The 25,247-nt window shown below is 53.8% G+C and carries 24 protein-coding genes and 3 tRNA genes; 12 read left to right on the top strand and 15 right to left on the bottom strand.

The features are described 5' to 3' along the window. Nucleotide 1: 1 nt before the first annotated feature. On the bottom strand, nt 2-949 hold the full coding sequence (locus ACPUC8_RS09985) for a 2-hydroxyacid dehydrogenase (protein WP_494926111.1): 948 nt from the start codon (nt 947-949) through the stop codon (nt 2-4). Between the two features lie 184 nt (nt 950-1,133). Here ACPUC8_RS09985 and ettA point away from each other — a divergent pair, with 184 nt between their 5' ends. Next, nucleotides 1,134-2,801, top strand: coding sequence for an energy-dependent translational throttle protein EttA (ettA, locus tag ACPUC8_RS09980; RefSeq protein ID WP_071885751.1), 1,668 nt, complete (start codon nt 1,134-1,136; stop codon nt 2,799-2,801). Nucleotides 2,802-2,854: 53 nt separating this feature from the next. Here the strand turns inward: ettA and nadR are convergent, their stop codons facing one another. The 3 genes from nadR to serB form a co-directional block, all read right to left on the bottom strand. Continuing rightward, nucleotides 2,855-4,081: a multifunctional transcriptional regulator/nicotinamide-nucleotide adenylyltransferase/ribosylnicotinamide kinase NadR gene (gene nadR / locus ACPUC8_RS09975; protein ID WP_039329519.1), complete on the bottom strand. Its 1,227-nt coding sequence runs from the start codon at nt 4,079-4,081 to the stop codon at nt 2,855-2,857. 190 nt (nt 4,082-4,271) lie between these two features. After that, on the bottom strand, nt 4,272-5,654 hold the full coding sequence (radA, locus tag ACPUC8_RS09970) for a DNA repair protein RadA (RefSeq protein WP_039329521.1): 1,383 nt from the start codon (nt 5,652-5,654) through the stop codon (nt 4,272-4,274). Nucleotides 5,655-5,667: 13 nt separating this feature from the next. Next, nucleotides 5,668-6,645, bottom strand: coding sequence for a phosphoserine phosphatase (serB, locus tag ACPUC8_RS09965; protein WP_039329523.1), 978 nt, complete (start codon nt 6,643-6,645; stop codon nt 5,668-5,670). Nucleotides 6,646-6,752: 107 nt separating this feature from the next. Here serB and ACPUC8_RS09960 point away from each other — a divergent pair, with 107 nt between their 5' ends. Beyond that, entirely contained in the window at nt 6,753-7,424 is a 672-nt protein-coding gene (locus ACPUC8_RS09960; RefSeq protein WP_039329525.1) for a YtjB family periplasmic protein, read from the top strand. Here the strand turns inward: ACPUC8_RS09960 and yjjJ are convergent. From yjjJ to ACPUC8_RS09940, 4 genes are all read right to left on the bottom strand, one after another. Next, nucleotides 7,421-8,743 carry a type II toxin-antitoxin system HipA family toxin YjjJ gene (yjjJ, locus tag ACPUC8_RS09955; RefSeq protein WP_039329586.1) on the bottom strand — a complete coding sequence of 441 codons (1,323 nt, stop codon included), beginning with the start codon at nt 8,741-8,743 and terminating at the stop codon, nt 7,421-7,423. The genes ACPUC8_RS09960 and yjjJ overlap by 4 nt on opposite strands. Before the next feature lie 115 nt (nt 8,744-8,858). Then, the gene (gene yjjG, locus ACPUC8_RS09950; RefSeq protein WP_494926110.1) at nt 8,859-9,542 is read right to left on the bottom strand and encodes a pyrimidine 5'-nucleotidase; all 684 of its coding nucleotides are present in this window, start codon (nt 9,540-9,542) and stop codon (nt 8,859-8,861) included. Nucleotides 9,543-9,553: 11 nt separating this feature from the next. Continuing rightward, nucleotides 9,554-9,994 carry a ribosomal protein S18-alanine N-acetyltransferase gene (gene rimI, locus ACPUC8_RS09945; protein ID WP_039329528.1) on the bottom strand — a complete coding sequence of 147 codons (441 nt, stop codon included), beginning with the start codon at nt 9,992-9,994 and terminating at the stop codon, nt 9,554-9,556. Further along, the gene (locus ACPUC8_RS09940) at nt 9,966-10,376 is read right to left on the bottom strand and encodes a DNA polymerase III subunit psi (protein WP_039329530.1); all 411 of its coding nucleotides are present in this window, start codon (nt 10,374-10,376) and stop codon (nt 9,966-9,968) included. The genes rimI and ACPUC8_RS09940 overlap by 29 nt, the downstream gene beginning before the upstream one ends. A 254-nt stretch (nt 10,377-10,630) precedes the next feature. Between ACPUC8_RS09940 and rsmC the strand changes: the two genes are divergently transcribed. The 4 genes from rsmC to ACPUC8_RS09920 all read left to right on the top strand — a co-directional run bounded on the left by rsmC (nt 10,631) and on the right by ACPUC8_RS09920 (nt 12,131). After that, a complete protein-coding gene (rsmC, locus tag ACPUC8_RS09935) occupies nt 10,631-11,662 on the top strand; it encodes a 16S rRNA (guanine(1207)-N(2))-methyltransferase RsmC (RefSeq protein ID WP_039329532.1) in 1,032 nt (343 codons plus the stop codon). Nucleotides 11,663-11,806: 144 nt separating this feature from the next. Continuing rightward, a tRNA-Leu gene (locus ACPUC8_RS09930) sits at nt 11,807-11,893 on the top strand. A 30-nt stretch (nt 11,894-11,923) separates the two neighbouring features. After that, nucleotides 11,924-12,010: transfer RNA gene (locus tag ACPUC8_RS09925), tRNA-Leu, on the top strand. Nucleotides 12,011-12,044: 34 nt separating this feature from the next. Beyond that, a tRNA-Leu gene (locus ACPUC8_RS09920) sits at nt 12,045-12,131 on the top strand. Between the two features lie 98 nt (nt 12,132-12,229). Here ACPUC8_RS09920 and ACPUC8_RS09915 read toward each other — a convergent pair. Continuing rightward, complete coding sequence (locus ACPUC8_RS09915; protein ID WP_039329534.1) at nt 12,230-12,514, bottom strand: DUF1435 domain-containing protein; 285 nt, start codon at nt 12,512-12,514, stop codon at nt 12,230-12,232. A 229-nt stretch (nt 12,515-12,743) separates the two neighbouring features. On the opposite strand from ACPUC8_RS09915, the gene ACPUC8_RS09910 reads away from it, so the two are divergent. From ACPUC8_RS09910 to ACPUC8_RS09900, 3 genes are all read left to right on the top strand, one after another. Then, nucleotides 12,744-13,838 carry a GGDEF domain-containing protein gene (locus tag ACPUC8_RS09910; RefSeq protein ID WP_039329536.1) on the top strand — a complete coding sequence of 365 codons (1,095 nt, stop codon included), beginning with the start codon at nt 12,744-12,746 and terminating at the stop codon, nt 13,836-13,838. Nucleotides 13,839-14,007: 169 nt separating this feature from the next. Beyond that, nucleotides 14,008-14,802: a siderophore-iron reductase FhuF gene (gene fhuF, locus ACPUC8_RS09905; RefSeq protein WP_039329539.1), complete on the top strand. Its 795-nt coding sequence runs from the start codon at nt 14,008-14,010 to the stop codon at nt 14,800-14,802. Between the two features lie 95 nt (nt 14,803-14,897). Further along, nucleotides 14,898-15,362: a YbaK/EbsC family protein gene (locus ACPUC8_RS09900; RefSeq protein WP_039329541.1), complete on the top strand. Its 465-nt coding sequence runs from the start codon at nt 14,898-14,900 to the stop codon at nt 15,360-15,362. On the opposite strand, the gene ACPUC8_RS09895 is transcribed toward ACPUC8_RS09900, so the two are convergent. The 4 genes from ACPUC8_RS09895 to ACPUC8_RS09880 form a co-directional block, all read right to left on the bottom strand. Further along, the gene (locus ACPUC8_RS09895; protein WP_039329544.1) at nt 15,359-16,579 is read right to left on the bottom strand and encodes an MFS transporter; all 1,221 of its coding nucleotides are present in this window, start codon (nt 16,577-16,579) and stop codon (nt 15,359-15,361) included. The genes ACPUC8_RS09900 and ACPUC8_RS09895 overlap by 4 nt on opposite strands. A gap of 226 nt (nt 16,580-16,805) precedes the next feature. After that, nucleotides 16,806-17,789, bottom strand: coding sequence for a nucleoside hydrolase (locus tag ACPUC8_RS09890; RefSeq protein WP_039329546.1), 984 nt, complete (start codon nt 17,787-17,789; stop codon nt 16,806-16,808). 12 nt (nt 17,790-17,801) lie between these two features. Beyond that, the gene (locus tag ACPUC8_RS09885) at nt 17,802-18,824 is read right to left on the bottom strand and encodes a LacI family DNA-binding transcriptional regulator (RefSeq protein ID WP_039329547.1); all 1,023 of its coding nucleotides are present in this window, start codon (nt 18,822-18,824) and stop codon (nt 17,802-17,804) included. A 76-nt stretch (nt 18,825-18,900) separates the two neighbouring features. Further along, nucleotides 18,901-20,295 (bottom strand): MFS transporter, encoded by a 1,395-nt coding sequence (locus tag ACPUC8_RS09880; RefSeq protein WP_494926109.1) that lies wholly within the window; start codon nt 20,293-20,295, stop codon nt 18,901-18,903. 581 nt (nt 20,296-20,876) lie between these two features. Here ACPUC8_RS09880 and ACPUC8_RS09875 point away from each other — a divergent pair. Beyond that, complete coding sequence (locus ACPUC8_RS09875) at nt 20,877-21,431, top strand: histidine phosphatase family protein (protein WP_058970958.1); 555 nt, start codon at nt 20,877-20,879, stop codon at nt 21,429-21,431. Here ACPUC8_RS09875 and ACPUC8_RS09870 read toward each other — a convergent pair. Next, a complete protein-coding gene (locus ACPUC8_RS09870; RefSeq protein WP_039329552.1) occupies nt 21,424-22,374 on the bottom strand; it encodes a YncE family protein in 951 nt (316 codons plus the stop codon). The two genes, ACPUC8_RS09875 and ACPUC8_RS09870, sit on opposite strands and share 8 nt — an antisense overlap. A gap of 417 nt (nt 22,375-22,791) precedes the next feature. Between ACPUC8_RS09870 and ACPUC8_RS09865 the strand changes: the two genes are divergently transcribed. Then, nucleotides 22,792-23,805, top strand: a complete 1,014-nt coding sequence (locus ACPUC8_RS09865) for a glycosyltransferase family 32 protein (RefSeq protein WP_039329553.1) — start codon at nt 22,792-22,794, stop codon at nt 23,803-23,805. Here the strand turns inward: ACPUC8_RS09865 and ACPUC8_RS09860 are convergent. After that, entirely contained in the window at nt 23,779-24,702 is a 924-nt protein-coding gene (locus ACPUC8_RS09860) for a LysR family transcriptional regulator (RefSeq protein ID WP_494926108.1), read from the bottom strand. The two genes, ACPUC8_RS09865 and ACPUC8_RS09860, sit on opposite strands and share 27 nt — an antisense overlap. Before the next feature lie 120 nt (nt 24,703-24,822). Here ACPUC8_RS09860 and ACPUC8_RS09855 point away from each other — a divergent pair, with 120 nt between their 5' ends. Next, nucleotides 24,823-25,212 (top strand): tautomerase family protein, encoded by a 390-nt coding sequence (locus ACPUC8_RS09855; protein ID WP_039329557.1) that lies wholly within the window; start codon nt 24,823-24,825, stop codon nt 25,210-25,212. Nucleotides 25,213-25,247: the final 35 nt, after the last annotated feature.

Genomic DNA, 25,247 nt, shown 5'->3' with positions numbered 1-25,247 from the left:
ATCAGGCTTTACGATCGATCACCGCGTCGCCATCGCGCAGACGGCGCAGGTTATCGCAGATCCCTTTGATGTTGCCTGCCAGGGAAATGTCCGTCACGCCACCAATGTGCGGGGTGGCGATCACGTTATAGCGGAACACCGGATCCTGCGGATCGGGCGGCTCCTGCCAGAACACATCCAGCCCGGCCCCGGCTAATTTTTTGCTCTCCAGCGCCGTCAGAAAAGCCTGTTTCTCTATCAACCCACCGCGTCCGAGATTAATCAGGAAACTGTCCTGTTTCATCTGCGCCAGCGCATCCGCGTTGATGATGTTATGAGTATCGGCGTTGTCTGGCAGGCTGAGCACCACAAAGTCCGCCTGCTGTAGCAGTTCCGGTAACTGCGACATTGTACCGATCCAGTCGAGCTGATGCTGACGCGCAAAGGCTTCATCCGCCTCGCGTTTTACGCCAATCATACGCATACCAAACGGGGCAAGGCGCTTCGCCAGCGCTTTGCCGATGCCACCTAATCCCACCAGCCCGACGGTTTTGCCCATCAGTCCCAATCCAATTGGCTGTCCGAGCCTCTGCTGTGCAAGGCAATCGGCAATCTCATGCTGGCGACGCGCCAGCCCAATCATCATCCAGATACCCAGCTCCGCCACTGAATCGGCATTGCCTGAATTATCGGAAGGGACATTCGCCACCATAATGCCGGCTTGCTTTGCCGCCGCAAGATCAACACCTTCCAGCCCGACGCCCGCCTGCTGAATCAGCTTTAGTCGATCGGCAGTGGCGATTAACCGTGCATCCACACGACACATGCCGGGGATCAGCGCATCGAAACCGGCCAGGCTCTCCGCCGCATGGCCCGCCGAGGCGATAAATTCCATATCAGGTAACGTCTGGCGGATCGCGGGAATCAATCCACCCCAGGCATGTTCATCTGCTGCAATCAGCACTTTCATCGAACTCCCTCCGTTTTCAGGCAAAAAAGCAGCATAGCGACTGTTGAGTGAGAATCAATCAGTTATCGGCTCTGTTACCCCACTCCAGAAGATTCAACGCCATGCGGCTGTGATTGCCGGGTGAAAACGGCTAAACTTCACCATCTGAAGTTCCACCATTCACAGACCAGAGGCTCATTACAACGTGGCTCAATTCGTCTATAGCATGCATCGCGTCGGCAAAGTGGTTCCGCCGAAGCGTCACATCCTGAAGAACATCTCTCTTAGCTTCTTCCCTGGCGCCAAAATCGGTGTACTCGGCCTGAATGGCGCGGGTAAATCCACCCTGCTGCGCATCATGGCCGGTATCGATACCGATATCGAAGGGGAAGCACGCCCACAACCGGGCATCAAAGTGGGCTATCTGCCACAGGAACCGAAACTTAACCCAGAGCACACCGTGCGTGAATCTGTGGAAGAAGCGGTTTCTGAAGTGGTTGGGGCGCTGAAACGTCTTGATGAAGTGTACGCCCTGTACGCTGATCCGGACGCGGATTTCGACAAGCTGGCGGCAGAACAGGGTCGTCTGGAAGAAGTGATCCAGGCACACGATGGCCACAACCTCGACACCCAGCTGAACCGTGCTGCTGATGCGATGCGTCTGCCAGACTGGGATGCCAAAATTGGCAACCTGTCCGGTGGTGAGCGCCGCCGCGTCGCGCTGTGCCGCCTGCTGCTGGAAAAACCAGACATGCTGCTGCTGGATGAACCGACTAACCACCTGGATGCAGAATCCGTGGCCTGGCTGGAACGCTTCCTGCACGACTTCGAAGGCACCGTGGTAGCGATTACGCACGACCGTTACTTCCTGGATAACGTTGCAGGCTGGATTCTGGAGCTGGACCGCGGTGAAGGTATTCCGTGGGAAGGTAACTACTCCTCCTGGCTGGAGCAGAAAGATCAGCGTCTGGCGCAGGAAGCCTCTTCTGAAGCGGCGCGTCGCAAGTCGATTGAGAAAGAGCTGGAGTGGGTTCGTCAGGGCGCGAAAGGCCGTCAGTCTAAGGGCAAAGCCCGTCTGGCGCGCTTCGAAGAGCTGAACAACACCGAATACCAGAAACGTAACGAAACCAACGAACTGTTCATTCCACCTGGTGCGCGCCTTGGCGATAAAGTGCTGGAAGTGACCAACCTGAACAAATCGTATGGCGATCGTGTCCTGATTGATGACCTGAGCTTCTCTGTGCCGAAGGGTGCAATTGTTGGCATCATCGGTCCAAACGGTGCGGGTAAATCCACGCTGTTCCGCATGATGTCCGGTCAGGAACAGCCAGATTCCGGTACCATCGAGCTGGGCGAAACCGTCAAGCTGGCGTCAGTGGATCAGTTCCGTGACGCCATGGACAATTCGAAAACCGTGTTCGAGGAAGTCTCGGGCGGTCAGGACATTATGCGTGTCGGCAACGTTGAGATGCCAAGCCGCGCCTATGTCGGTCGCTTCAACTTCAAAGGTACCGATCAGGGCAAACGTGTTGGCGAACTGTCTGGTGGTGAGCGTGGTCGTCTGCACCTCGCGAAACTACTGCAGGTCGGCGGCAACCTGTTGCTGCTCGATGAACCGACCAACGACCTGGACATCGAAACCCTGCGCGCGCTGGAAAACGCCCTGTTGGAATTCCCAGGCTGTGCCATGGTGATCTCGCATGACCGTTGGTTCCTTGACCGTATCGCCACGCACATCATCGATTATCAGGATGAAGGCAAAGTGGAGTTCTTCGAAGGTAACTTTACCGAATACGAAGAGTACAAGAAACGCACCCTCGGCGCTGACGCGCTGGAGCCAAAGCGTATCAAGTACAAGCGTATGGCGAAGTAATGGTTATGATGTGAAAAAGGCGCCGATTGGCGCCTTTTTTATGGCTGTGAAGATCATCCCCCCAGCATCTGTTTCACCAACTCAACGCAGCGCAGGAAGCGTGCATCGTAGTCATCCTCTTTGACGTGGACGAACTCAATGTTGTTTTCACGCAGCATGGTGACCAGCATCGACTGAAACTCACGGCGATCCATTGAGCTGCCGAGGCTACGCAAGCCATCCGCCACCCAAGGCACATTGTTCTCCAGCAGAATCACCAGATCGAAACGATACTCATCAATCAGCGCCTGCACGAACGGATGCTCACGCCCTTCATACTTCAGGCAAAACGCCTGGGTGGTGATGAAGTCGGTATCAATAAACGCGACTTTGCTGGCGTATTTCACCGCGAAATCGATGTACTGCGCCTGCCCCAGTGCGATTTTGTCGTAGTCGGAGTATTGCAGCGCCATCTCATCCCCACCCAAGTGTGAGAAGACATAATCACGGCCATACTCCCAGGCACTGGTGGTATTAAAGATATTCGCCAGCTTGTTCACCAGCGTCGATTTGCCGCTGGATTCCCCACCAAGGATCGCCACGGTGCGCACAAAGAACGGCTTCACTTCGGTGGGGATGTACTCCCAGTAACGGAACGGATCCTGACGAATCTGCCCGCCGCTGATGTTCATAAAGGATCGGTTAGGATCCACCACCACGGTAGGAATGCCGAGGTGCTGCTGATACATCGCCGCGTCAGGCTCTTCACTGGTATAGATGCAATCGGGTTCAATCCCCTGTTCTGACAGGAATTTTTTCACCCCTTCACTCCACACATCCCAGCCATGCGGATAGGGTTCGATCCCCTCTTCATCAAAGGAGTGAATACGGATATTTTTCTGGTATTTGAAGGTCTGTAGCAGCCAGCGCAGACGGTCGCTGATGGTTGGCTGCTGCGACATGGCGCTGTTTTCAAACAGTTCACGATCGCGCGGATCGTCATGGCCCATGATGATGTGCAACTCATCGACCTGGCTACAGGCGCGCTGAATCAAATAGATATGCCCGGTGTGCAGCGGGTAGAACTTACCGAACACCACGCCGACGGTTTTGTCACGGCGTGGGAATTCCAGTCCGAGAAAACGGTGCAGTGCTTCCAGCTTCTGCGCGCTCGGGCTTTTAATTTTGGCATTCAGCAACTGGCTTAAGTAGCCTTTGGTCATCCCGCTGGCATCTGCAACCTGCTGCAGCGTATGGCCCTGCTGGCGTATGGCTGTTTTCAGGTAGTCGAATGATGACATTTGGTGCCTCCTGCGTGGAAAAAAATGGGGTGTGGTGCGCGTTGGCCCTCACCCCGGCCCTCTCCCGCAAGCGGGCGAGGGAGAAATCTGTGCATCTTGCAAAAGCGTGACTCTGAATGCGAGCTCACAGCCCCTGCTTTCGGTTCCCTCTCCCTGTGGGAGAGGGTTAGGGTGAGGGCATCAGACCACTTTACAGCTCATCCAATATCGCCAGCGCATCCGCCAGCTTCTTGGCGCTGTACACCTTCATGCCATCAATGGTCTTCTTCGGCGCATTCCCTGCCGGCACAATCGCACGTTTGAAGCCGTGCTTGGCCGCTTCAGAAATACGCTCCTGACCGCTCGGCACCGGGCGGATCTCACCGGCTAACCCCACCTCGCCGAAGATCACGAGATCCTGTGGCAGCGGGCGATCGCGCAGGCTCGACACCATTGCCAGCAACAACGCCAGGTCAGCACTGGTTTCCGTGACTTTTACGCCACCCACCACGTTGACGAACACATCCTGGTCCGCCATCTGCAAGCCGCCATGACGGTGCAACACCGCCAGCAAGATCGCCAGACGGTTCTGTTCCAGACCCACAGCAACACGGCGCGGGTTGCCCATCATCGAATGGTCCACCAGCGCCTGGATCTCCACCAGCAACGGACGCGATCCTTCCCACACCACCATCACCGAACTGCCGGACGTCACTTCGTCACCGCGCGACAGGAAAATAGCTGACGGGTTACTGATTTCACGCATGCCCTGCTCGGTCATGGCGAACACGCCTAACTCGTTCACCGCACCAAAGCGGTTTTTATGGCTGCGCAGGGTGCGGAAGCGAGAATCGGCATCACCATCCAGCAGCACCGAACAGTCGATACAGTGCTCCAGCACTTTCGGACCGGCCAGCGAGCCATCCTTGGTGACGTGCCCCACCATCACAATGGCCACGCCGCGCGTTTTGGCGAAGCGCGTCAGGTATGCCGCGGTTTCACGCACCTGCGCGACGCTGCCCGGCGAAGACTGGATATCCGCCATATGCATCACCTGGATTGAGTCGATCACCATCAGCTTTGGCTGCTCTTGCTCGGCGATCAGACAGATCTGCTCGATGCTGGTTTCCGACAACATATTCAGGTTTTCGGTGGGTAATCCCAGACGATGGGCACGCATTGCCACCTGTTGCAGTGATTCTTCACCGGTGACGTACAGGGTTTTCATCCCTTCTGCCAGCTTACACATCACCTGCAGCAACAAGGTGGATTTACCGGCACCGGGATTACCACCAATCAAAATCGCACTGCCCGGCACCACGCCGCCACCGAGTACGCGGTCGAACTCTTTAAAACTGGTGGAGAAACGCGGCAAGGCTTCAAGGCTGATTTCTGACAGCTTCTGCACCCGACTGGCACCGGCATTCCCGGCATAGCCCGTCAGACGGTCGTTGCGCGCAGCCGCGGGCGAGGCGGCAATGCGCACCTCGGTGATGGTGTTCCACGCCTGGCAGGCGCTGCATTGCCCCTGCCAGCGCGGATAATCAGCGCCACATTCGTTACAAACGAAGGCGCGTTTTGCCGCTTTGGCCAAATCAAATCCTCTGTTAACGCTCTTCGTGAATCAGGCTGCCGGTCAGGATGCAGAATACACCCATCAAATCGGCATGGCGGATGATGATCGACGCCTGCTCATTCACTTTCGGTTTAGCATGGTAAGCAATACCCAGACCCGCCGCTTTAATCATCGGCAGATCGTTCGCGCCGTCGCCAATCGCCACGGTTTGCTCTGGGGCGATCTCATAACGTTCGGCGAGATTTTTCAGGGTATCGGCTTTAAATTGGGCATCCACAATCTGCCCCAGCACTTCGCCGGTCAGCTTGCCATCGCGCATTTCCAGCTCATTAGCCACCGCTGCCGTCAGGTGCAGCGTCTGGCGCAGATAATCGGCATAGTAGGTAAAGCCGCCTGAAGCAATCGCCACCTGCCAGCCCAGCGCCTGCAGTTTCTGCACCAGCGTGGTCAGGCCCGGCATCAGCGGCAGCGTGTCACGCACCTGCTTGAGGATGTTGGCATCAGCACCCGCCAGTTTCGCCACGCGTTCACGCAGGCTGGCTTTGAAGTCCAGTTCGCCACGCATCGCGCGTTCGGTGACTTCCGAAACCTGCTCGCCGCAGCCCGCCAGTTTAGCGATCTCATCAATGCATTCGATCTCAATGGCGGTCGAATCCATGTCCATCACCAGTAACCCAGGGGTTTTCAGATGCGGGATTTTGCCGAGCGGTGCCACATCAAAACCGGCATCATGCGCCAGTTTAGCGGCACGCGGTGTCAGTGAACCGGCCAGACGAATCACCTGATATTCATCGACGTTCCACGCGCTGACGATCACCATCGCCGCACCCAGCAGATGCTGATAATCGGTCAGTTTTTGTTTATCGAGCCCACGCCCATACAGCAACCAGCCAGTTCGACCGGCACGGTAATCCAGCGGCATCACTTCATCACCGCTGAGGGAAAGGGGTAGACCCGGCCAAAGTGAAACATCGGCGGGCAGATCGCACCAGGTAAGACGATTTGGCATTACAGCTCCTGTAGGGACAACAAAACCACGCAAGAGGCTACCTTGTCTGCGCGGGTTCTGGCAACATAATTGCCAGCCTTTCTGCTGTTACGTCACACGGGTTCCTGATGGTTAAAACCGCACTGAAATTTCGCCTGCATCGCACGGTGATTGTTCTTATCTCGCTGGCCCTGTTAGTGGTGCTGATGCAAGGGGCATCCTGGTTCAGTCTCGGCCATCAAATGGCGCGCTCTGAACAGGTGGAAGAACTGGCGCACACCTTGACACGTCAGGTGGCGTTTAGCCTGAAACCACTGATGGACAACAGCGACGATAACCGCACGCAGATCGAAGCTATCCTGGATCAGATGACGGATAACAGCCGCATTTTGGATGCCTCAGTGTATGCCGATGATGGCAGTCTGGTGGCCCACAGCGGCGAAAGCATTAACGTGCGCGATCGTCTGGCGCTGGACGGCAAACGTGCCGGTAGCTATTTCAATCATCAAATTGTGCAGCCGCTGGAAGGCAAAGAGGGACCACAAGGTTTCCTGCGCGTCACCCTCGATACCCACGTACTGGTCACCGAATCGCGCCAGGTGGATAACACCACCAACATCCTGCGCCTGATGATGCTGCTGGCGCTGGCGATTGGCATCATCCTGACCCGTACCTTGCTGCGTGATCGCCGCACCCGTTGGCAGCAGTCGCCGTTCTTGCTCACCGCCAGCCGCGCAGTGAAAGAGGACAAAGAGGAAGAAGAAGCGGTCGCAACCGCTGAGAATGAAAAAAAGAGTTAAGCCATTTTGTTCAGCGTTGCAGCTAACGCAGTTAACTGCTGCAAGGCATGTGCAGCAATTTGCCGAAAATCGAGGCTGAACTGTTCATCACTTTCAATTGCCTGCCAGTAGGTTTTTGCCATTGCGCTGGCAGCGCGCCATACTTCAGCGGACAACGAGAAATCCAACGTCAGTTTGACTTCCATACGCATGTGCCCCTGCGAATTGGGCGCCAGAGCCATCGGCAGCATGTCGTAAGCTGGAGTCAGGCTAAAAGGCTCATGCCCGGTGAAGAACGACAAATTACCTGCATGCATATCGCTATTGGCAATAAGGCGACCAAATGCCCATTGCAAGGTGCCACGATGTTGCGACTCATCGTCAATACGACGTTGCTGATGTAACTCTCGAAGCGCATCAGGCCAGTGCTGTGGGTGGCCGATAAATTCCGCACTGACCGCTTCCAGTGAAGCCATCTCGTGCCGACCGCGCTCACCCGTACGGTCAAAACGCTGCACTTCGAGAAAAAGCTGATCTTCACTTTCAATTAACTGGCTATCTGCCGCGGCCAGGCCACCGGCATTTAAATGCCGTAGTGCCAGATGCTCAGCGCGCACTAAATCACGCCATCGTTGAGCATTATCGCCTTGCCGTGAGGCAGTGAATTTCACCAGGCAGTGGCGGGCGCCGTTTGGAGTATCAGCAAAGCAGAGAAATTTGGGATGTTCCCCCCCTGCTGACGATCCTGGCTCGTCACCGCTCAACGCATGCTGCGCCAGCTGCGGATAGCGATTAACTTTCTCCACTTCGCGAATGGGTTGCGGAGACGCCTGCAGCAACCAGCGTTGGTAAGGGCGCTCACCGATGAGAAACGCACCCGGCATATCGATTCCACCGTTTGCCAGCGCCATTAAGCACTGCTCATCACTCCATAACCGAATGTCATCATTTAATCCCAGCTGTGCTGCATGTTCTATGCCCCATTGACGACCAATAAATCCCTGCGGTCGCAAGTCCTGTAAGAACCAGGGTAAACCATCATAGAAATGACCGCGTTCATGCTGGTCAAGATACAGGCAACTGCCTTGTGGCCATGTCGGCAACAGATAACCGGCTGACATGGCCTGCCCTTGAGCGGAAATGCAGTAGAGCGGAAATTGATTTTCACCCTGAATCGGACGAAGCAAAGCATAACGAGTGGCGCGTGCCCGGCCCCATTTAATGATGTGCGGCTGTTGCCGCAACTGACGCGATAATGTCGCCTGGCTCACGCCCGACCGTTGTAGCAGCTCGGCGGCACTCAGCGGTCCTGCTAGCAAGAAGTTCTGCAAATCCACCATAACCATCATCTCATGAATAGATTCATGAATAGATTTATGCATAGATACTTTCAAAAAAAAAGCCCGCACGGCGGGCTTTTTACGATAAATGCACATCAACAGTGAATAGATACTTTTAGATATTAGTCAGCAACGCCTGCAGTTCCGCCAGGTTTTTGACCTGCCAGGTTGGCGTGATGTGTTCCGGCAGCGGGCGTGTGCCGTGATCGATCCAGCAGGTTTTCACTCCCGCGTTCATGCCACCCAGAACGTCGGATTCTGGCGTATCGCCCACCATCAGCACGCGGCTACGATCTGGGTTGCCGAGTAACTGCAATGTATGATCGAAAATCGCCACATCGGGCTTGGGTACACCGACCTGCTCCGAAATGATCAATTCATCAAAGAAGTCACGGAAACCGGTGCGTTCCAGGCGTGCCTGCTGCAACGCGGTAAAGCCATTGGTGATGATGGCGATTTTCACCTTGCCTTTAAGCGTGTTCAGTAACTCGGCAGCCCCTTCAAGCGGCAAGCAGATCTCCGCCATGGCTCCGAGAAAATCACTGTTCAGCACTTCTGGTGCCACGCTGAGTTTCTCACCCCATAGCGTGAAGCGGCGAGTCTGTAGCTGTAAGGCTGAAATGGTGCCGTTTTGGTAATCCACCCACAGCGGTTTATTGATCGCCTGGTAATCCGCGTAATCCTGGTCGCTGAACTGCACGTCATAACGGGCGAACATGCGTTGCAAACCGGCATAGGCGTCAAAATGAAAAAGTGTGTCGTCTGCATCGAACAGGATGCATTCCCAGTCGTTTAGCATAATGTCCCTTTTTACAGCGTTAGCGCCATGATGATGGCATCTTCACGCCCATTGGCGGTGGGATAATAGTTGGGCCTGATACTGACCTGATGAAAATCGAGCAGTTCGTACAGTGCAATCGCCGGATGATTCGAGGCCCGCACTTCCAGCCACAGCGTCATCACTTCGCGCGCTTCCAGCTCAGCAATCAAATGCTGTAACAGCTGGCGTGCATAACCGCGGCGCTGAAAATCGGGATCGACGGCGATATTGAACAACGAGGCTTCATCCAGCACCACTTGGGTGATGGCGAATCCCGCCAGTTTACCCTCGGCTTCGAGGCGAAAATTAACAAAACGTTCGCCCTGATTGCTGGCAAAAGTTTGCTCGCTCCATGGGAAAGCGTGGCTACGGCGTTCAATGGCCAGCAGTAGCGGCTGGTCTTCAGGGGTGACTAAAGAGATGGTTGTCATGGTTACACATCTGTTGCCACAGGGCGCGTTTTGCCGCACCGCTGCTGATCAATTCGTTGAAAACGGCAGTGGTAAAGGTGATGCCGTTAAAGGGATGTTCGCTCTCCACGCCCATTAGCCAGCCGGCACAATCGACCTGCTCGGGCAGCATGGGCAGCTGTTCTGGCGTCAGCGTCATGACCTGAGCAGGCTGGATGTTCAGCACGCGCAGCACGTCGCGAATCAGCGGTTCTTGCAACTCAGGAGCCTGTTCAGTCACCATCACCAAACGTGTACCCGGCGTCAGCGTGACAGCAATTTCGCCCTGTAGCACGCGTGGACGCCGCAATTGGTACTGCGTAATCCCCATTTGCTGTAGGAGCCAGTCGCGTCTTGTACTCATGCTGTTACCCGTTATGCTGCCAGAATGCGACGCTATGCTAGCAAACCCATCGAACATGCGCCAACAAAGCACAATACCCAAAATAATTCGAGTCCCCTCATGGGGCCTACTCTTGGTTCAGGAAGGAGGGAAAAGGAGTGAGTCCGATGAGCTTACTTCAGGTAAGTGATTCGGTGAGCGAGAGTCGCCAACGCACCTGTAACTTGAAGTATGACGTGTATATAATCGCTGCTCTGATTTAACAGGAGTGTTCCATGTCTGCTTTTACCCCGGCCAGCGAAGTCATTCTGCGCCACAGTGATGAATTTACCACCCGCCATGTGCTTTTTGCTGGCGACCTGCAGGATGACCTGCCTGCCCAGCTGGAAACGGCCTCTACACGTGTGCATACCCAGCAGTACCATCACTGGCAGAACCTGAGCCGTCGCCTCGGTGAACGAGCGGTTTACAGCATGGTAGCGACTGCTGATGATGTCGCTGGCTGCGATACGCTGGTTTATTACTGGACGAAAAACAAGCCCGAAGCGCAGTTCCAGTTGCAGAACTTGCTGTCATTACTGCCTGTTGGCTGCGATATTTTTGTCATCGGCGAAAACCGCGCCGGTGTGCGCAGCGCAGAAGGCATGCTGGAAGCGTGGGCAACGCTGGAGAAAGTCGATAGCGCTCGCCGCTGCGGACTGTATCATGGTCGTCTGGATAAGCAGCCAAGCTTCGATGCCAGCAGCTATGGCAACACTTACATGATTGAGCATCTCACTATCCATACGCTCCCTGGCGTGTTCAGCCGCGATGGTCTGGATATCGGCAGCGATCTGCTGCTCTCGACGCTGGAACCGCATGCACGCGGTAAAGTGCTGGATATCGGTTGCGGAAGCGGCGTGCTGGCGACAGTACTGGCACAGATCTCACCGCGCGTGCGCCTGTGGTTATGTGATGTTCATGCAGCAGCGATTGAAGCCAGTAAACTCACACTGGCTGCTAACGAGTTAGAGGGTGAAGTCTTCGCCAGTAACGTCTTCTCGGATGTCACCGGTCGTTTCGATATGATCATCTCCAACCCGCCGTTCCACGATGGCCTGCAAACCAGTCTGGACGCGGCCAACACGCTGATTCGCGGTGCACTGAAGCATCTGAACAGCGGCGGCGAACTGCGTATCGTCGCCAACGCCTTCCTGCCCTATCCGCAGATTCTGGATGAAACCTTTGGTAACCACGAAGTGCTGGCCCAAACCGGACGCTTTAAGGTGTACCGCGCGGTATACGGTCGTGGTGCCAAAACGCGTTAATGGCGCGATTGCATCAGCGCGACGGTGAAAACGTTGTTTTTTGCAGCAATCGTTTCATCGTCGCGAAATATGTATTGACGCAATGAGTAAAATCTCTAGAATGCGCCTCCGTGGTTAGCAATACTTTAGGGTGTTGCACGGTACGCGATGGTGGCGGAATTGGTAGACGCGCTAGCTTCAGGTGTTAGTGTTCTTACGGACGTGAGGGTTCAAGTCCCTCCCTTCGCACCAATAATCACAAAGTTTATATCATAGCACTGAGCGATGGTGGCGGAATTGGTAGACGCGCTAGCTTCAGGTGTTAGTGTTCTTACGGACGTGAGGGTTCAAGTCCCTCCCTTCGCACCAATGCGATGGTATAAACAAAAAAAGACAACACAATGCGATGGTGGCGGAATTGGTAGACGCGCTAGCTTCAGGTGTTAGTGTTCTTACGGACGTGAGGGTTCAAGTCCCTCCCTTCGCACCACGTTGTCTTACTTATCTGGCAGTAAAATCCCCTATTTAGAAAATGAAAATATCACGCCTTTGCGTGATGTTGTCGTTTCTGCCGTTCAGCAAACGGCATTAGATGATATGGAAGTTCACCGTGATGGCAGCCGCGCCGCCCGCCAGTGCCAGACAAGAAGGCAGCAGTAAATAGTGACGTAAACGATGGTGGAACAGCATGACCACCGTGAGCAGCAGCGCAACAATCATTACCACGCGCCACTGACTAAAGCTCGGTTCCCACAACGCAAAAATCGGCAGTGCCGCACACGGCAGTAACACACCCCAGCCACTGTCCAGGCGTTTACCCATCATCCAGCTCACACCCCATAAGCCGCAGGCGGCCATCATCGCCATGATCATCGCGCAACCCTCAAATGATAAATATTCGTATTATCATATGACAACATTTCTCATCTTGCAGCGATTTTTTTTAGCTAAGTGACGTTGGATGACAGATTTACTGAAAAATGCTAAATTGCCGCCGATAACATTTTCAATAACACAACAATAACGTGCTCACTATCCGGTTTGCGGGATTAATTCCCTCGGGTAGCGCTTTGATATTTCAGGGCTGTCACGAGTAATAATAATGAAATTACAATCTTATGATGAGTTGAAACACAGCAAATATCGGCTTTCGCTGATGCTTTTTTTGTTTTTAAATGTCGCCGTTTCGCTTTTTTGCCTGTTACCTTTTTTAGGCACAGATAGCCCGGTAAGTTCGCTGCCAGTGGGGTTGGTCGCCGCTTTTAGCCTGACATTACTGACAATCTGTTTAGTGATGCCAAAACAAAAATTACCGCTATTAAATCCTGTCGCCCTGATATTAGGTGCGCTGTGGGCCTGGCATATTAACCATAGATATCATCAGGTTTTTTATTTCGATGGCAGCTTTTTAATAATCAGCTTGTTAAGCGTGTTCTTTGTCAGTGCGATTGCGCTGAGTGATTATTTGATTGCATTCTGTTTACACATTACGCCGCCAGTATTAACTGTGCTGTTATTAGATGATGGCCAGCATTTAGTGATGATCATATTCACTATTGCCCTGCCATTAATCGGTTTCTCATTGCACCATTTAATGCGCCGCCGCTTTGATACGTTTACGCGACGCCTGGTGAGCCAACTGTATGAGGAAAAAGAGAGTTTCAGCGATTTGAGTATGCTGGACCCGCTGACGGGCCTCTACAACCGCCGCGGACTCAAGAATCGACTGGATACCATCATGGAAAACCATGCGGGTAGTCATTATGTGTTGTTGCTGGATATCGATCACTTCAAAGCCTATAACGACAACTATGGCCATGCGATGGGCGACCAGGCCCTGGCGCGCGTCTCCGTTGCCATTCGTGATGCGGTGCGTTCCCGTGATGTGGTGACACGTTACGGTGGGGAAGAGTTTCTGGTGTTGATGACCAACGTCAATGCCTCGATTGCGATGAAACTGGCAGAGCGGATACGTCAGTACGTGGTGGATTTAGAGATCCCCCACCGCTTTAACGAAAAGGTCTCTACCCATGTCACCATCAGTGCGGGCATCGCCCCGATTTTCGCTGAAGATTTTGATCAGGCGGTGTCGAATGCAGATCGTGCACTGTACGTGGCAAAAAATCAGGGCCGAAACACTATTCTGGCGTGGGAAGATTTGCCGAAACTGAGTTCGGTGAGCAGCGAGTTACAGTAAAATCAGACATATAACGAAGCAGCGCGATTTATCGCGCTGTTTTTTTATGCGTACGAAACCCGGCGGGTTAAATGCCAACGTTACGGTGGTTGTGCTGATGACACCTTGTCCATTAATCTGGTAACGATTATCATTTGTTTCTCGATTCCCGTTATCACTCAGGACCGGCATGCCGATTATCACGCATCAGGATCATCGCTACAGCGAGCATCCCCTGATCTTTATGCAGAGCGACCGCACTTTAGCGAGCGCGCTGGAAGATCTGATGCGCGATCAACGCAGCTACATGCTGGATAACGTGAAGCTTGGACAACCCGCCCCGGCCGGAACTTTGACGCTCGCCGAATGGTCGAAACCCGTGCATTATCGCCGCCTGACCCAGCGCTACAGCGATTACCTGTATCGCAATCACCCTGATGTGCAGCAGGAAGCCAAGCCGCTGCAATCACTGTGGGCGCAGTGGTATTTTGGATTGCTGCTCTCACCACTGATGCTGATGCTACTGCAGGAACCACGGGCACTGAGCTGCGCGCCACATCTGATTCATGTTGAGTTCCATGAGAATGGTCACCCTTGCGCCTTCTGGATTGATGTGCAGGAAGACAGCGAGGCTCGCTACCTCAGCGCACAGCAGCGTATCGATCGCCTGATCCAGCAATGTCTGATACCCGCCGTCAACGGCATGACGCAGCACGGTGATATCAATGCGAAACTCATCTGGAACAACATGGGTTTCTCATTTTACTGGTTCCTGGGTGAGCTGAAAAACCAACTGCCTGAGCACGTTATTGCGCAGTTGCAACAGGCGCTGTTCTTTACCCAGACACTCTTAGATGGCAGTGACAACCCACTGTACCGCACCATGATCCCGCGCAACGGTGAAATGGAACGTCGTAGTTGCTGCCAGCGCTATCGTATTCCTGATGTTGAACGTTGTGGTAACTGCACGTTAAAAGTGGTTTAACCTCCGCGCATTCTGTTACAGATTCTCTTTTTATCTCGTTTACACTTTTCCCCCCTTATGGCAGCTTTTAGTCTCTGTTTTTGCCGGAGAAAAAAATGAGCCTGGAGTCGGTACGGCACTTCTTTGCCGAACATGCACCTGATATCGATATCATCGAGATGCCAGAGAGCACCGCCACGGTAGAACTGGCCGCACGCGTTCATGGCGTGATGCCTGGGCAAATCGCCAAAACCCTGTCGTTGAAAGTGAAAGATGCCATTGTGCTGATTGTCACGCGTGGGGATGCCCGCCTCGACAACCGCAAGCTGAAAGCCGCGCTCGGTGCCAAGGCACGCATGCTCAGCGTCGATGAAGTGGTGAACTGGACCGGTCATCCGGTGGGTGGCGTTTGCCCGTTCGGATTAGAGAATCCCCTGACCGTCTATTGTGATGTGACGCTGCGCAGCTTTGAAGAAGTGTTGCCCGCTGCTGGCTCAATCCACAGCGCCGTGCGCATTTCACCGCAGCGAATGGCTGACCTCACTGCGGCGAAATGGATTGACGTCTGCGAAACGCTCTAACGTTGCTCGCGCGCCACAGCACCAGAGATTTCGATGCCGCGCGTCTCCCGTCCAAAGGCGACAAACACGCAAATCAGTACCGCCACCGTCCCTGCAACAATGGCCATCCCGAGGCCATAGTTGCCGCCGTGGGCCTCTGCAATCCGTGACTGCAAGGTCGCATTGACGGAGGCAATCAGATTACCCAGTTGATAAACAAAGCCAGGCAGCACCGCACGGGCGTTTGCCGGCACCAGCTCGGTAAGATAGGTAGGAACAACACCCCACGCGCCCTGCACCATGAATTGCATCAGGAATGCGCCGATGCCAATCATCCACGAGCCGCTTGAAAACGCCCACAATGGCAGCACCGGCAGCGCGAGGAAAGACGCCAGAATAATCGCTTTCTTGCGGCCAATACGTTCTGACAATGCGCCAAACGTGATCCCGCCGAGCATCGCCGCAATGTTGTAGCTGATAGCGATAATACTGACGGTATGGGGATCAAACTGATGCTGCACCTTCAGGAAGGTGGGATAGAGATCCTGTGTACCGTGGCTGAAGAAGTTAAAGCACGCCATCAGCAGCACCATATAGATACAGATCTTCCAGTGCTGACGAATGATTGGTAGCAGTGCCGTGCTCTCTTTTCTCTCACGCGCTGCCAACCACACCGGCGATTCCGGCACTTTGAAATAGATGAACGGCAGCAGCAGAATCGGCAACGCGCCAATCAGGAACATACCTCGCCAGCCCACCGCTTCGAAAAACAGCCCAAAAATAATCGATGCCAGCAGATAACCGCAGGGATAGCCTGCCTGGAAAATACCGGACATCAAACCACGTGAGCGGTCGGGGATGGTTTCCATCGCCAGAGACGATGCCACCCCCCAGATTCCGCCCATCGCCACGCCGTAAATCACGCGGAACGCCAGGAAGGCAGAGAAATTGGGTGACCAAGCCGACAGCAGTTCGAACAGTGAAAACATCACGATATTAAGCATCAGGATCGGGCGTCGGCCATATTTCTCAGCAAGACGACCAAAAATCAATGCGCCAATCGGTCGTACCGCAAGCGTGAGCATAATGGCAATGGAAACATCGGAGACGCTGGTGTTGAAATACTGGGCAAGATCGCTGAGTACAAACACCAGGATAAAGAAATCGAACGCATCCAGCGTCCAGCTGGCGAAACTGGCAAAAGCCACGTTTCGCTGGGTCGCAGTCCAGTTGAACATAGGGGTATCCTGTCTGATTGCTTCCGGTTCGTTGACCGGAATTTATTGGAACGTTATCCAGCAAATGGTTTCACTGGTTATTATTGTGTTAACCATTTGTATATAGCATGTCAGAAAGACCGGCTGCGGCGGGGAATTGTCAGGGAGTGATTCGCGGTGTAAGGAAGCGTGTCGGAGGGTGAGGATAGTGCACCGCAAGGTCGCGGTGCCTTTTATTGCACATCGTTCAGCGTTTCAACCGATTAAATGCCTGCTCGATCATCTCCAGCAGTAACGGATTATTCACGCTGTGCATCACATGCACCAACGCGCCGGTTTGCTCAGGCACGCCGATATCCAATCGCAAGGGTAAACGATAGCGCCAGCTTTTGCCCCGCGTGGCACCGGCACGCAGTTCAATATCGACATGATAATCGACCCCATCCGCCACTCGTTGATTCAGCAACCAGGCAATCACCAGCGCATCATGGATCCAACAGCCTGGCAAATGACGTGTACGAATGGAGTAGTCAATCCACGGGCGCAGCGTCTCGCGCACAAACTGCGGTAGAGGATGGTCATTGGCGGTAAGGCGGTTAAGATCCTGATGCGTCATCAGCGTTTGCGTGGTCGCATCCATCGGCACCAGGGTGATGGTGGCACCGCTGTGTAACACCTGGTGGGCCGCTTCCGGATCAAGGCCAAAATTGGTGTCTTTGATGTAATCATCCAACGCAAAGACGCCGCCCATGATGACAATCTCTGCCACCGATTCCGCCATCTGTGGGTATCGCTGCAGCGCCAGCGCCACATTGGTCAATGGGCCGATGGCTACCAGCGTAAACTCACCGGGGTTATCGCAAATCAACTGCCCCATCACGCCAGCAGCATCATTGCCATCAGCCGCAAGCACCTGGGGCTGACGCACGCCACGCCATAGTTCGCCGAGTTTTTCGTCCTGCACGCCATCAAGGCGGGCGCGCCACGGCGCCGGGTCTTCACGCAGCGCCTGCAATGCCCCCTGCACCACCGGAATATTGAGGCCAAGGCGTTGCAACAGGTCTTTAGCCACCTGCGCGCCCACGGCGCTCGGTGTATTACCGGTGACCGTCGTAATCAGCTCTACTGATAGCGAAGGTGAAGCCAACGCTAATGCCAGCGCAAGGCCGTCATCAGTGTTCGCACCTGCAATTCCATTCCCCGGATCACAATCAATAATCAGTCTTTTCATAATGTTATAAGTTTATTTTTGTTGGATAAGCTGGCAGCCGCAGGACTCACCGAGTTCGAGATAGTGAGGAAACTCTGCCAGTTGTGCGTCGCCATCCCAATTTTTCAGCATGGCAATAGCGCTGCGAGCCATTTCACGCAGCGGTTGACGTACGGTGGTCAGCGTGGGGACATGAAACGCTGATTGATCGGTCCCGTTGAAGCACACCAGCGCGACATCTTGCGGCACACGCAAACCGTGCTCAGAGAGCGCACGGATGCAGCCTATCGCCTGGCCTTCATTACTGGTAAACAGGGCGCGCGGAACACGTCCGCTGGCGACCATACGCTTGGTTGCGTCGTAACCGCCCTGCCGCGTAAAGTTGGCTGGGAAAATCAGGGTTTCATCAATCGGTAAGCCCTGTTCGGCCATCGCCTCCCGCCAGCCCTGAATACGGTCCTGGGCATTGAGCATCTCCAGCGGGCCGCTGATGATGCCAACCTGCTGATAACCGTGGCTCAGTAAATGCGCCGTGACCTGACGTGAAGCCTCTTGTTCATTGACGCGTAACATGCTGACGCCGGGGCGCGGCTCAACGCGATCCAGCATCACCAACGGTGTTCCACTGGCCTGAATCACATCAATGTAGGGATGCCGATCAACGCTGTTATAAAACAGCCCATCAACCTGACGATTTAACAATCCCTGGATCAGTTCCAGTTCGCGTTTACGATCGTCCCCGGCATCACCCAGCAACATCACGTGGCCGTGATTAAGTGACTCCTGCAACAGCATATGCGCCATCGAAGCGACAAAGGGGTTGCTGATATTCGGCACCACCAACCCAAAAGTCTTGGTGCTGCCAGAAGCCAGCGCACGCGCCACGGCATTGGGCCGATAACCGGTTTGTTTGATCGCATCCAGTACACGCTGGCGCGTCGCTTCCGCCACCGGACGTGGACCGTTATTAATGACGTAGCTCACCACCGCCACTGAGGTTCCAGCGACTTTTGCAACATCACTGCGTGTCACATTTCCGCTTGGGGATTTCGCCAAGGATCTTGCCTCTGTATCAATGCCATTGGCCGGAGAATCCGGCCAATGGCGATGTTTAACTCATAACCTCTGAGCGCTAAATGGCATCTTCCGGGAGATTCAAATCGCGCCCGCGCGTTTCGGGTGCCACAAAAGTCGTGAGGAATCCGATGCTCGCCATCGCCGAGAAGTACACGGCAATCGCCCACCAGTGACCGGTGTAAGACAACAGCGCTGCAGCCACTAAAGGTGCGGTTCCACCTGAAAGGATAGACCCTAGCTCTTTCGCTACCGCCATCTTGGTGTAACGGTGTTTAACACCAAACATCTCAACGCCCCACGCAGCCTGCACGCCAAAAATGCCCAGCGAAGCCAGCGCCATGCCGACCACAATCACCGGAATCACGATGGCCGGATCATGGCTATCCATCAGACTAAAGGCGGGCCAGGCGTAGATCATCAGCAGCAGGCAGAAGCTACGATAGGTAATGCGGCGACCAAAGCGGTCTGATAACCAACCGGCAAAAGGAATGATCAGGAAACCCAGCAGCGAAGCGATAAACACCGCGGTGGTCGGCACCGATTTATCGAGCATCAGCACTTTGGCGACGTAGCCCACAATAAAGCCCTGCGCCAGATATGAAGGACCGTTTTCACCGATGCGCAAACCCACCATGGTCCAAAACGCACGGCTGCGTTGCCAGAAGCTGCGGGGATCAATCTCGGAAGCAGCCTGTTGCAAGGTGGCATTACGCTCGGCCTGCAATTCCGCCTGCTGGCGTTCAAAGACCGGGGTTTCACGCAGGTGACGACGAAGCCACAGCGCGACCACCGCGATCAGCACACTGCTGAGGAACGGGATGCGCCAGCCCCAGGCGAGCAGGCTTTCTTTATCCATCTGAATCACGGCCAGCCACACCAGTGAGGCGATCAGCGTGCCGCTGTTGGAGCCGAGGGCAATAACAGAGGAGACCAGGCCACGACGCTCAACCGGTGCATATTCACCTAACATCACGGTGCCGCCTGAAAGCTCAGCCCCTGCGCCAAGGCCTTGCGTAAAGCGCAGCAACACCAGACAAGCAGGCGCCCACACGCCAATGGTGGCGTAGGAAGGAATCAGACCAATTAAAGTGGTGGAAGCCCCCATCAGGATGATGGTGGCGATCATGACGGTTTTTCGGCCTTTGCGATCGCCTATCCAACCAAACAGCAGCGCGCCGATGGGACGGGCAATAAAGCCGACCGACCAGGTGGCAAAGCTGGAGAGCAACGCCATTGTCGGGGTGGCATTGGGGAAGAACACATCGCCAAAAATGATACCGGCAGCCAGACCATAGAGTGCGAAATCCGCATATTCCATGGCAGTGCCCAGCCAACATGAGAAGGTAGCGCGCCAGAAATCTTTGCGGCCAGAGGGGGTTTCCAACCGCGCATCGGCAGCTGAAGTGGAGGTCAGTGAAGTTTGTTGCGAAACGGATTGATGTACCGTCATAACCCTTTCCCTGAAATAGGTGAAAACAGCAAACGCCCTTCCGTGGGTCGATTCCCTTGCAACAAGCGGAACACCCCGGTGACGACGTTCAGTAGGCAAACCTGGATGAAAGTCAAAGAATTCCCCTGGTGTTGGAATTCGCTTATTCGCCTGTTCTCGCCGATGTTATTTTCATCGATCGCATTAGTAAGGCAAATGTAACTGGGTCATCTCAAGGCCAACTTCGTCTCTGGCACCGTGAGCTATCACTGTGGATACAGTCTATCTACGCGCGTAGATAAATCAAGTGATAAAAGTAAAAACAATTAATTTATCTTTACTATAGATCGGAATAAAAAGACAAAAATGGCGTCAATTCATGACATTACATCTCACGCGCCTGAATCATCATTCGTCAAACCGCATGTTATTAACGATGATTACTTATCATTGGCAGAGTGGCAGCTGAACTTTCATCGCGGTTTTTTTCGCACAATACAGTTAAGCTTTGATGACAATTGCGAATTAATCTTAAAACGAGCTTACCCTCGCGGTTGAGTTGATGTCTGCATTACACTGGATAAAAATCAATCAGGACGCTTATGACTATCATCCTTATGCGACACGGCAAACCTGACCATCCGGTGAGCGGACGCTTCTCTGCGCGAGCGTTGGCAGACTGGTGCGAGGGGTATGATCTGGCTGATATTTGTGACACGCCCCCGGCTCGCAGCAGGGCGATTGCGCATCTAGCCAGCGTGATTGCCTCCAGCCCGCTGCCGCGCGCGCGCTCATCCTTAGCACGTCTCGGTTTGCAACCGCATGCCGTGGATGACATTTTCAGCGAAGTGGCGATGCCCCTGCTGCCGTTTGAGCGCCTGCATCTGCCTCTGACGGTCTGGCTGGCACTGTTGCGCCTGTTATGGCTGTGTGGTTATGCCGGGCATGTGGAATCGGTTAAACACGCGCGAGAACGCGCGCGTCAGGCCGCAGACAAGTTGGTCACGCTGTCCAAACAGGGCACCGTTTTGTTAGTCGGCCATGGCATCATGAACAAATTGATTGCACGTGAGTTACGTAAGCGCGGCTGGCAAGCTGAGAAACATGCCAGCAGCCGCCACTGGAGCAGCGCGATTTACCACCGCCCATTCATTTAAGCTGGAAATAACTCAATATTTCACACCCTTTCCCCGCCGTCGGTGTAGCAACCACCTTCATCTGCTGCAAATCAATCACGCTCAACGAACCATCACCTTCATTGGCGATCAACAGCGTACGGTTGTCTGAGCTGAAACAGCCATCCATGGGTTTATTGCCGACCGGAATGTCACCGAGCGGATTGAGCAGATCGTCAAACAGCGTCACCAACGGCTCTTGATCGCCAATCGCCACTAAGCGTTCACCGTTGGCACTAAAACGCACCACCTGACAGGGTCGCTGATGGCCTGACAATCTAATGCGCTGACGAATACGATGACTTTGGCGATCGACCACATACAACAACGGCGCATCTGCGGCGCTAGCGACTAAATAGGGGTGCTTTGGTGAAGCGGCAATACCCGCGATGGGGCCGGGCATTAAAATATTATCAATGATGCGCCCTTCTGCCTCACACAGATCCACCACCGTGATGCTCGCGTCTTCCTCGTTCTCAGTAAACAACTTGCGCCCGCTGGGAGACAACGTCAGCCGATGGGCATTGTGTGAAGGCAGGGTGATCACTTTCTCGACTTTGTCGGTTAAAGGATCGATAACGGCCACGGCCGCACTGTTTTCACAACAGAGATACACTTTGCCATCACGCCCCAGTTGACCACTGTGGGGGGACTGCAAAGGCGATAAATCGATAAAACCGCTGATCTGGCGCTGGCGTAAATTGATCACAGCCACTTTATGGCCCGGATGCGGGTTGTCACCGTGAATGCCATCGCCATAGATCGGCACATAGGCCTTCTCCTGTTCGGGTAGCATCAACAGCTCATGCGGACGCGGCGGAAACGCATTCAACTCCTGCTGCACAGCATAGGTATCGGGATCGAGAAACAGGACACGATTCCCCTGTTTATCCACCGCCAGTAACCCACGGGTGTATGACTGCATAATGCCTCCTTTGTTTTTACCCTCTGGTGTAAGCGTAGCTAATCGGCATCAACGAGGGGCAAATCCCTGCCAGGCCAGCAGAAAATGTAGCTGCCTTAACCGGTCGGATCAGCGGCTACTTTTAATCCAGGCCGCAGCTATCGCCATGCGTAAGTTATTTTATTAGGAATAGTCCTAATGATGATTAATTAAAGAATCAGCAATCAACGCACTTATTTATCGAAAATTTTATGCTTAACGGATCCTTCATTTTCCGGTTTATCTGAAAGCAAAAAAAAGTAATAGCCTCTAAGGCCAGAATGTTTTATTAAGCTGAGGTGAGTACTTTTTACACACAGCCGTGAGGAAACATAAGAGCGCTTAAGCCGCCAGCATCAGGGAATCCTTGCCACCATAACCACAATAATTAGGTGCATCATGAAAACAAAACGTCTCCAGCCAGCGCTTGCGCTCTGGCATAACTGGAAAAAAATCGCCTTTACCAGCCAGACCTTACTACAGAAAAAACAGCATACTGCGCTCTGCGCGCCGGAGTACGATCCCAGCGAAGAGGACAATATCGTGTTGTTTTCTGGCGAGAAAGCCTTGCCGGAAATCCCGAAAAAAGTCTGGATGTATTGGGATGATGAGTATTTACCGAAATCAATGATGTTAAATATTCAAAAATTACGAAAAGATAATCCCGATCACGATATTTATTTATTAAATCGTTTAACAGTAAAAGAAGTGTTGCCTGATTTTATTTTCACTTCAACGCAATTAAGCAAACAGCAGAAAAGCGAAGTCATTCGTCTGGAGCTGTTATTACGCTACGGCGGCATTGCCATTGATTGCAGCACACTGTTATTTGAAGATCTCTCTTGGGTGCATCGTGCACATCAAGAGCGCCGTATGGATGTGATTGGTTACTATCGCGAAATTTCCACCGTCAACTATCTGGCTCCGGTGATTGAAAACTGGTTCCTCGCTGCTGCACCTAACAATCCGTTTATTCGCGAATGGCAGAAGCAGTACGCACCAATCAAGAACCTTGGCGAGCAAAACTACTTCAACGAACTCGCAAAGCGCGATGACTATGCGTTGCTGACTCAAAAAATTGAGCAGCCCCAACAGCAGCTGGGTTCACTGGCGCAACAAGCGGCCATGCGCGAATATCGTCGCGTGAACCTCTATCTGCGTAAATGTGAAGCCAACGCCTATTATTATCAACGCCTGAGCGGCTGGAAAAGTGAAGCCTTTGCCCATGCGGTGCTATTCAACCAACGCCCAATGACACCGCCGCCGGTGATCAAATTGAGCGGCAATGAGCAACTGCATCTCGACTTTAACCTGCGCTTAGGTAATTACAACCGCAGTAGTTTGTTAGGTGAGATGATGCAACCGCAGGCCACTGTTGCACTGGCTTCAGCCATCAACAAAGCGCGCGCGTAGCCAATGGACAAAGGTGGTGACCGCCCGTGGCACTTGTGCGGCATACGGGCGCACCACCCATAAGCGATCGGCGAAAGCATCCACCGTTTGCCACTGCGGCAGAACGTGTGAAAGCGTCCCTGCGGATAACGCGGCGGTCGCGCTGAAATCCGGCAGCATGGCGATACCGAGTCCTTGCAGCGCGGCATCGCGAATCGACTCGCTATTATTGGTGGCAAAATTCCCCTGAATCTTCACCTGTACGGTCTCGCTTCCCCCGTTAAAAGGACGGAAACGCCACTGCGGTGATTCCAGCCCGCGCGGATAGTACAAACAGTTATGCTGCTGGAGTGCCTCGGGTGTCTGCGGTACGCCATTTTGTGCCAGATAAGCGGGCGAGGCCACCAGCAAAGCTTTCGTCTCACACAGCGGCAAAGCCACATGGGTTTCCGGCAATGTCTGGCTGTGACGAATCGCCAGGTCAAACCCTTCACTGCCGAGCGAGACCAAACGATCGGTCACGTCCAGTTGCAGGCGTACCTGAGGATATTCTCTGAGGAAATCGCCGATAATCGGCACCAACTGCTGGCGGGCAAACGCCACGGGCGCACTCACTCGCACCATACCCCTTACCGGCCCGGCTGCATCACGCACGCTGAAAAAGCTTTGTGCAATGCGCGCAAAAGGGTCACGCAATTCATCCACCAGTTTTTCACCGGCTGAGGTCAACCGCACGCTACGCGTGGTGCGCTGCACCAGCGAAACGCCCGCCATCTCTTCCAGCTCTTTAATTTTTTGACTCATGGCTGCTTTGCTGACGTCTAATCGTTCAGCTGCACGAGTAAAACTGCCCAACTCGGCTAATACGGTGAGCCAATGTAAATGCACCCAGAGGGCATCAGTTTTGATTTCTTTCATCGGGATTGTTCAAAATAATAAATAATCATTTCAACCAGCACGCTTTTTCTTTCCTGCAGCAAGCGGCAGCATAGAGCCACATCCTACTCTTATCTTGTGAGCAAAAACGAGGGTTTATTTATGCCGTTATTGACATTTGACATCATTCAGGGCCGTTCAGAATCAGAGATCCGCACCTTACTCGACGCCGCGCATCGCGCCGTGCTGACAGCGTTTAAAGTGCCCGCGCGCGACCGCTATCAGATTGTTCATGAAAACAAAAGCTACCAAATGGTATTCCAGGACACCGGCCTGGGATTTGAACGCACCGATAACCTGGTGATGGTACGGGTTTATACCAGCCCGAGAAGTGAAGAACAGAAATCGTTGTTCATGGCAGAGTTAGCACGCGAGCTTTTAGAAAATTGTGGCGTAAAGGGCACCGATCTGATGATTAGTTTTATCACCAACAGCAAAGGCGACTGGAGCTTCGCTGACGGTGAAGCGCAGTATCTGACTGGCAAACTCTAATCTCCCCTCCCTTCCCTCGCTGGCAGCCTCGGTGA

The organism is Pantoea sp. CFCC18177 (genome assembly GCF_059412425.1).
This window is presented reverse-complemented; position numbering and strand designations above follow the sequence as displayed.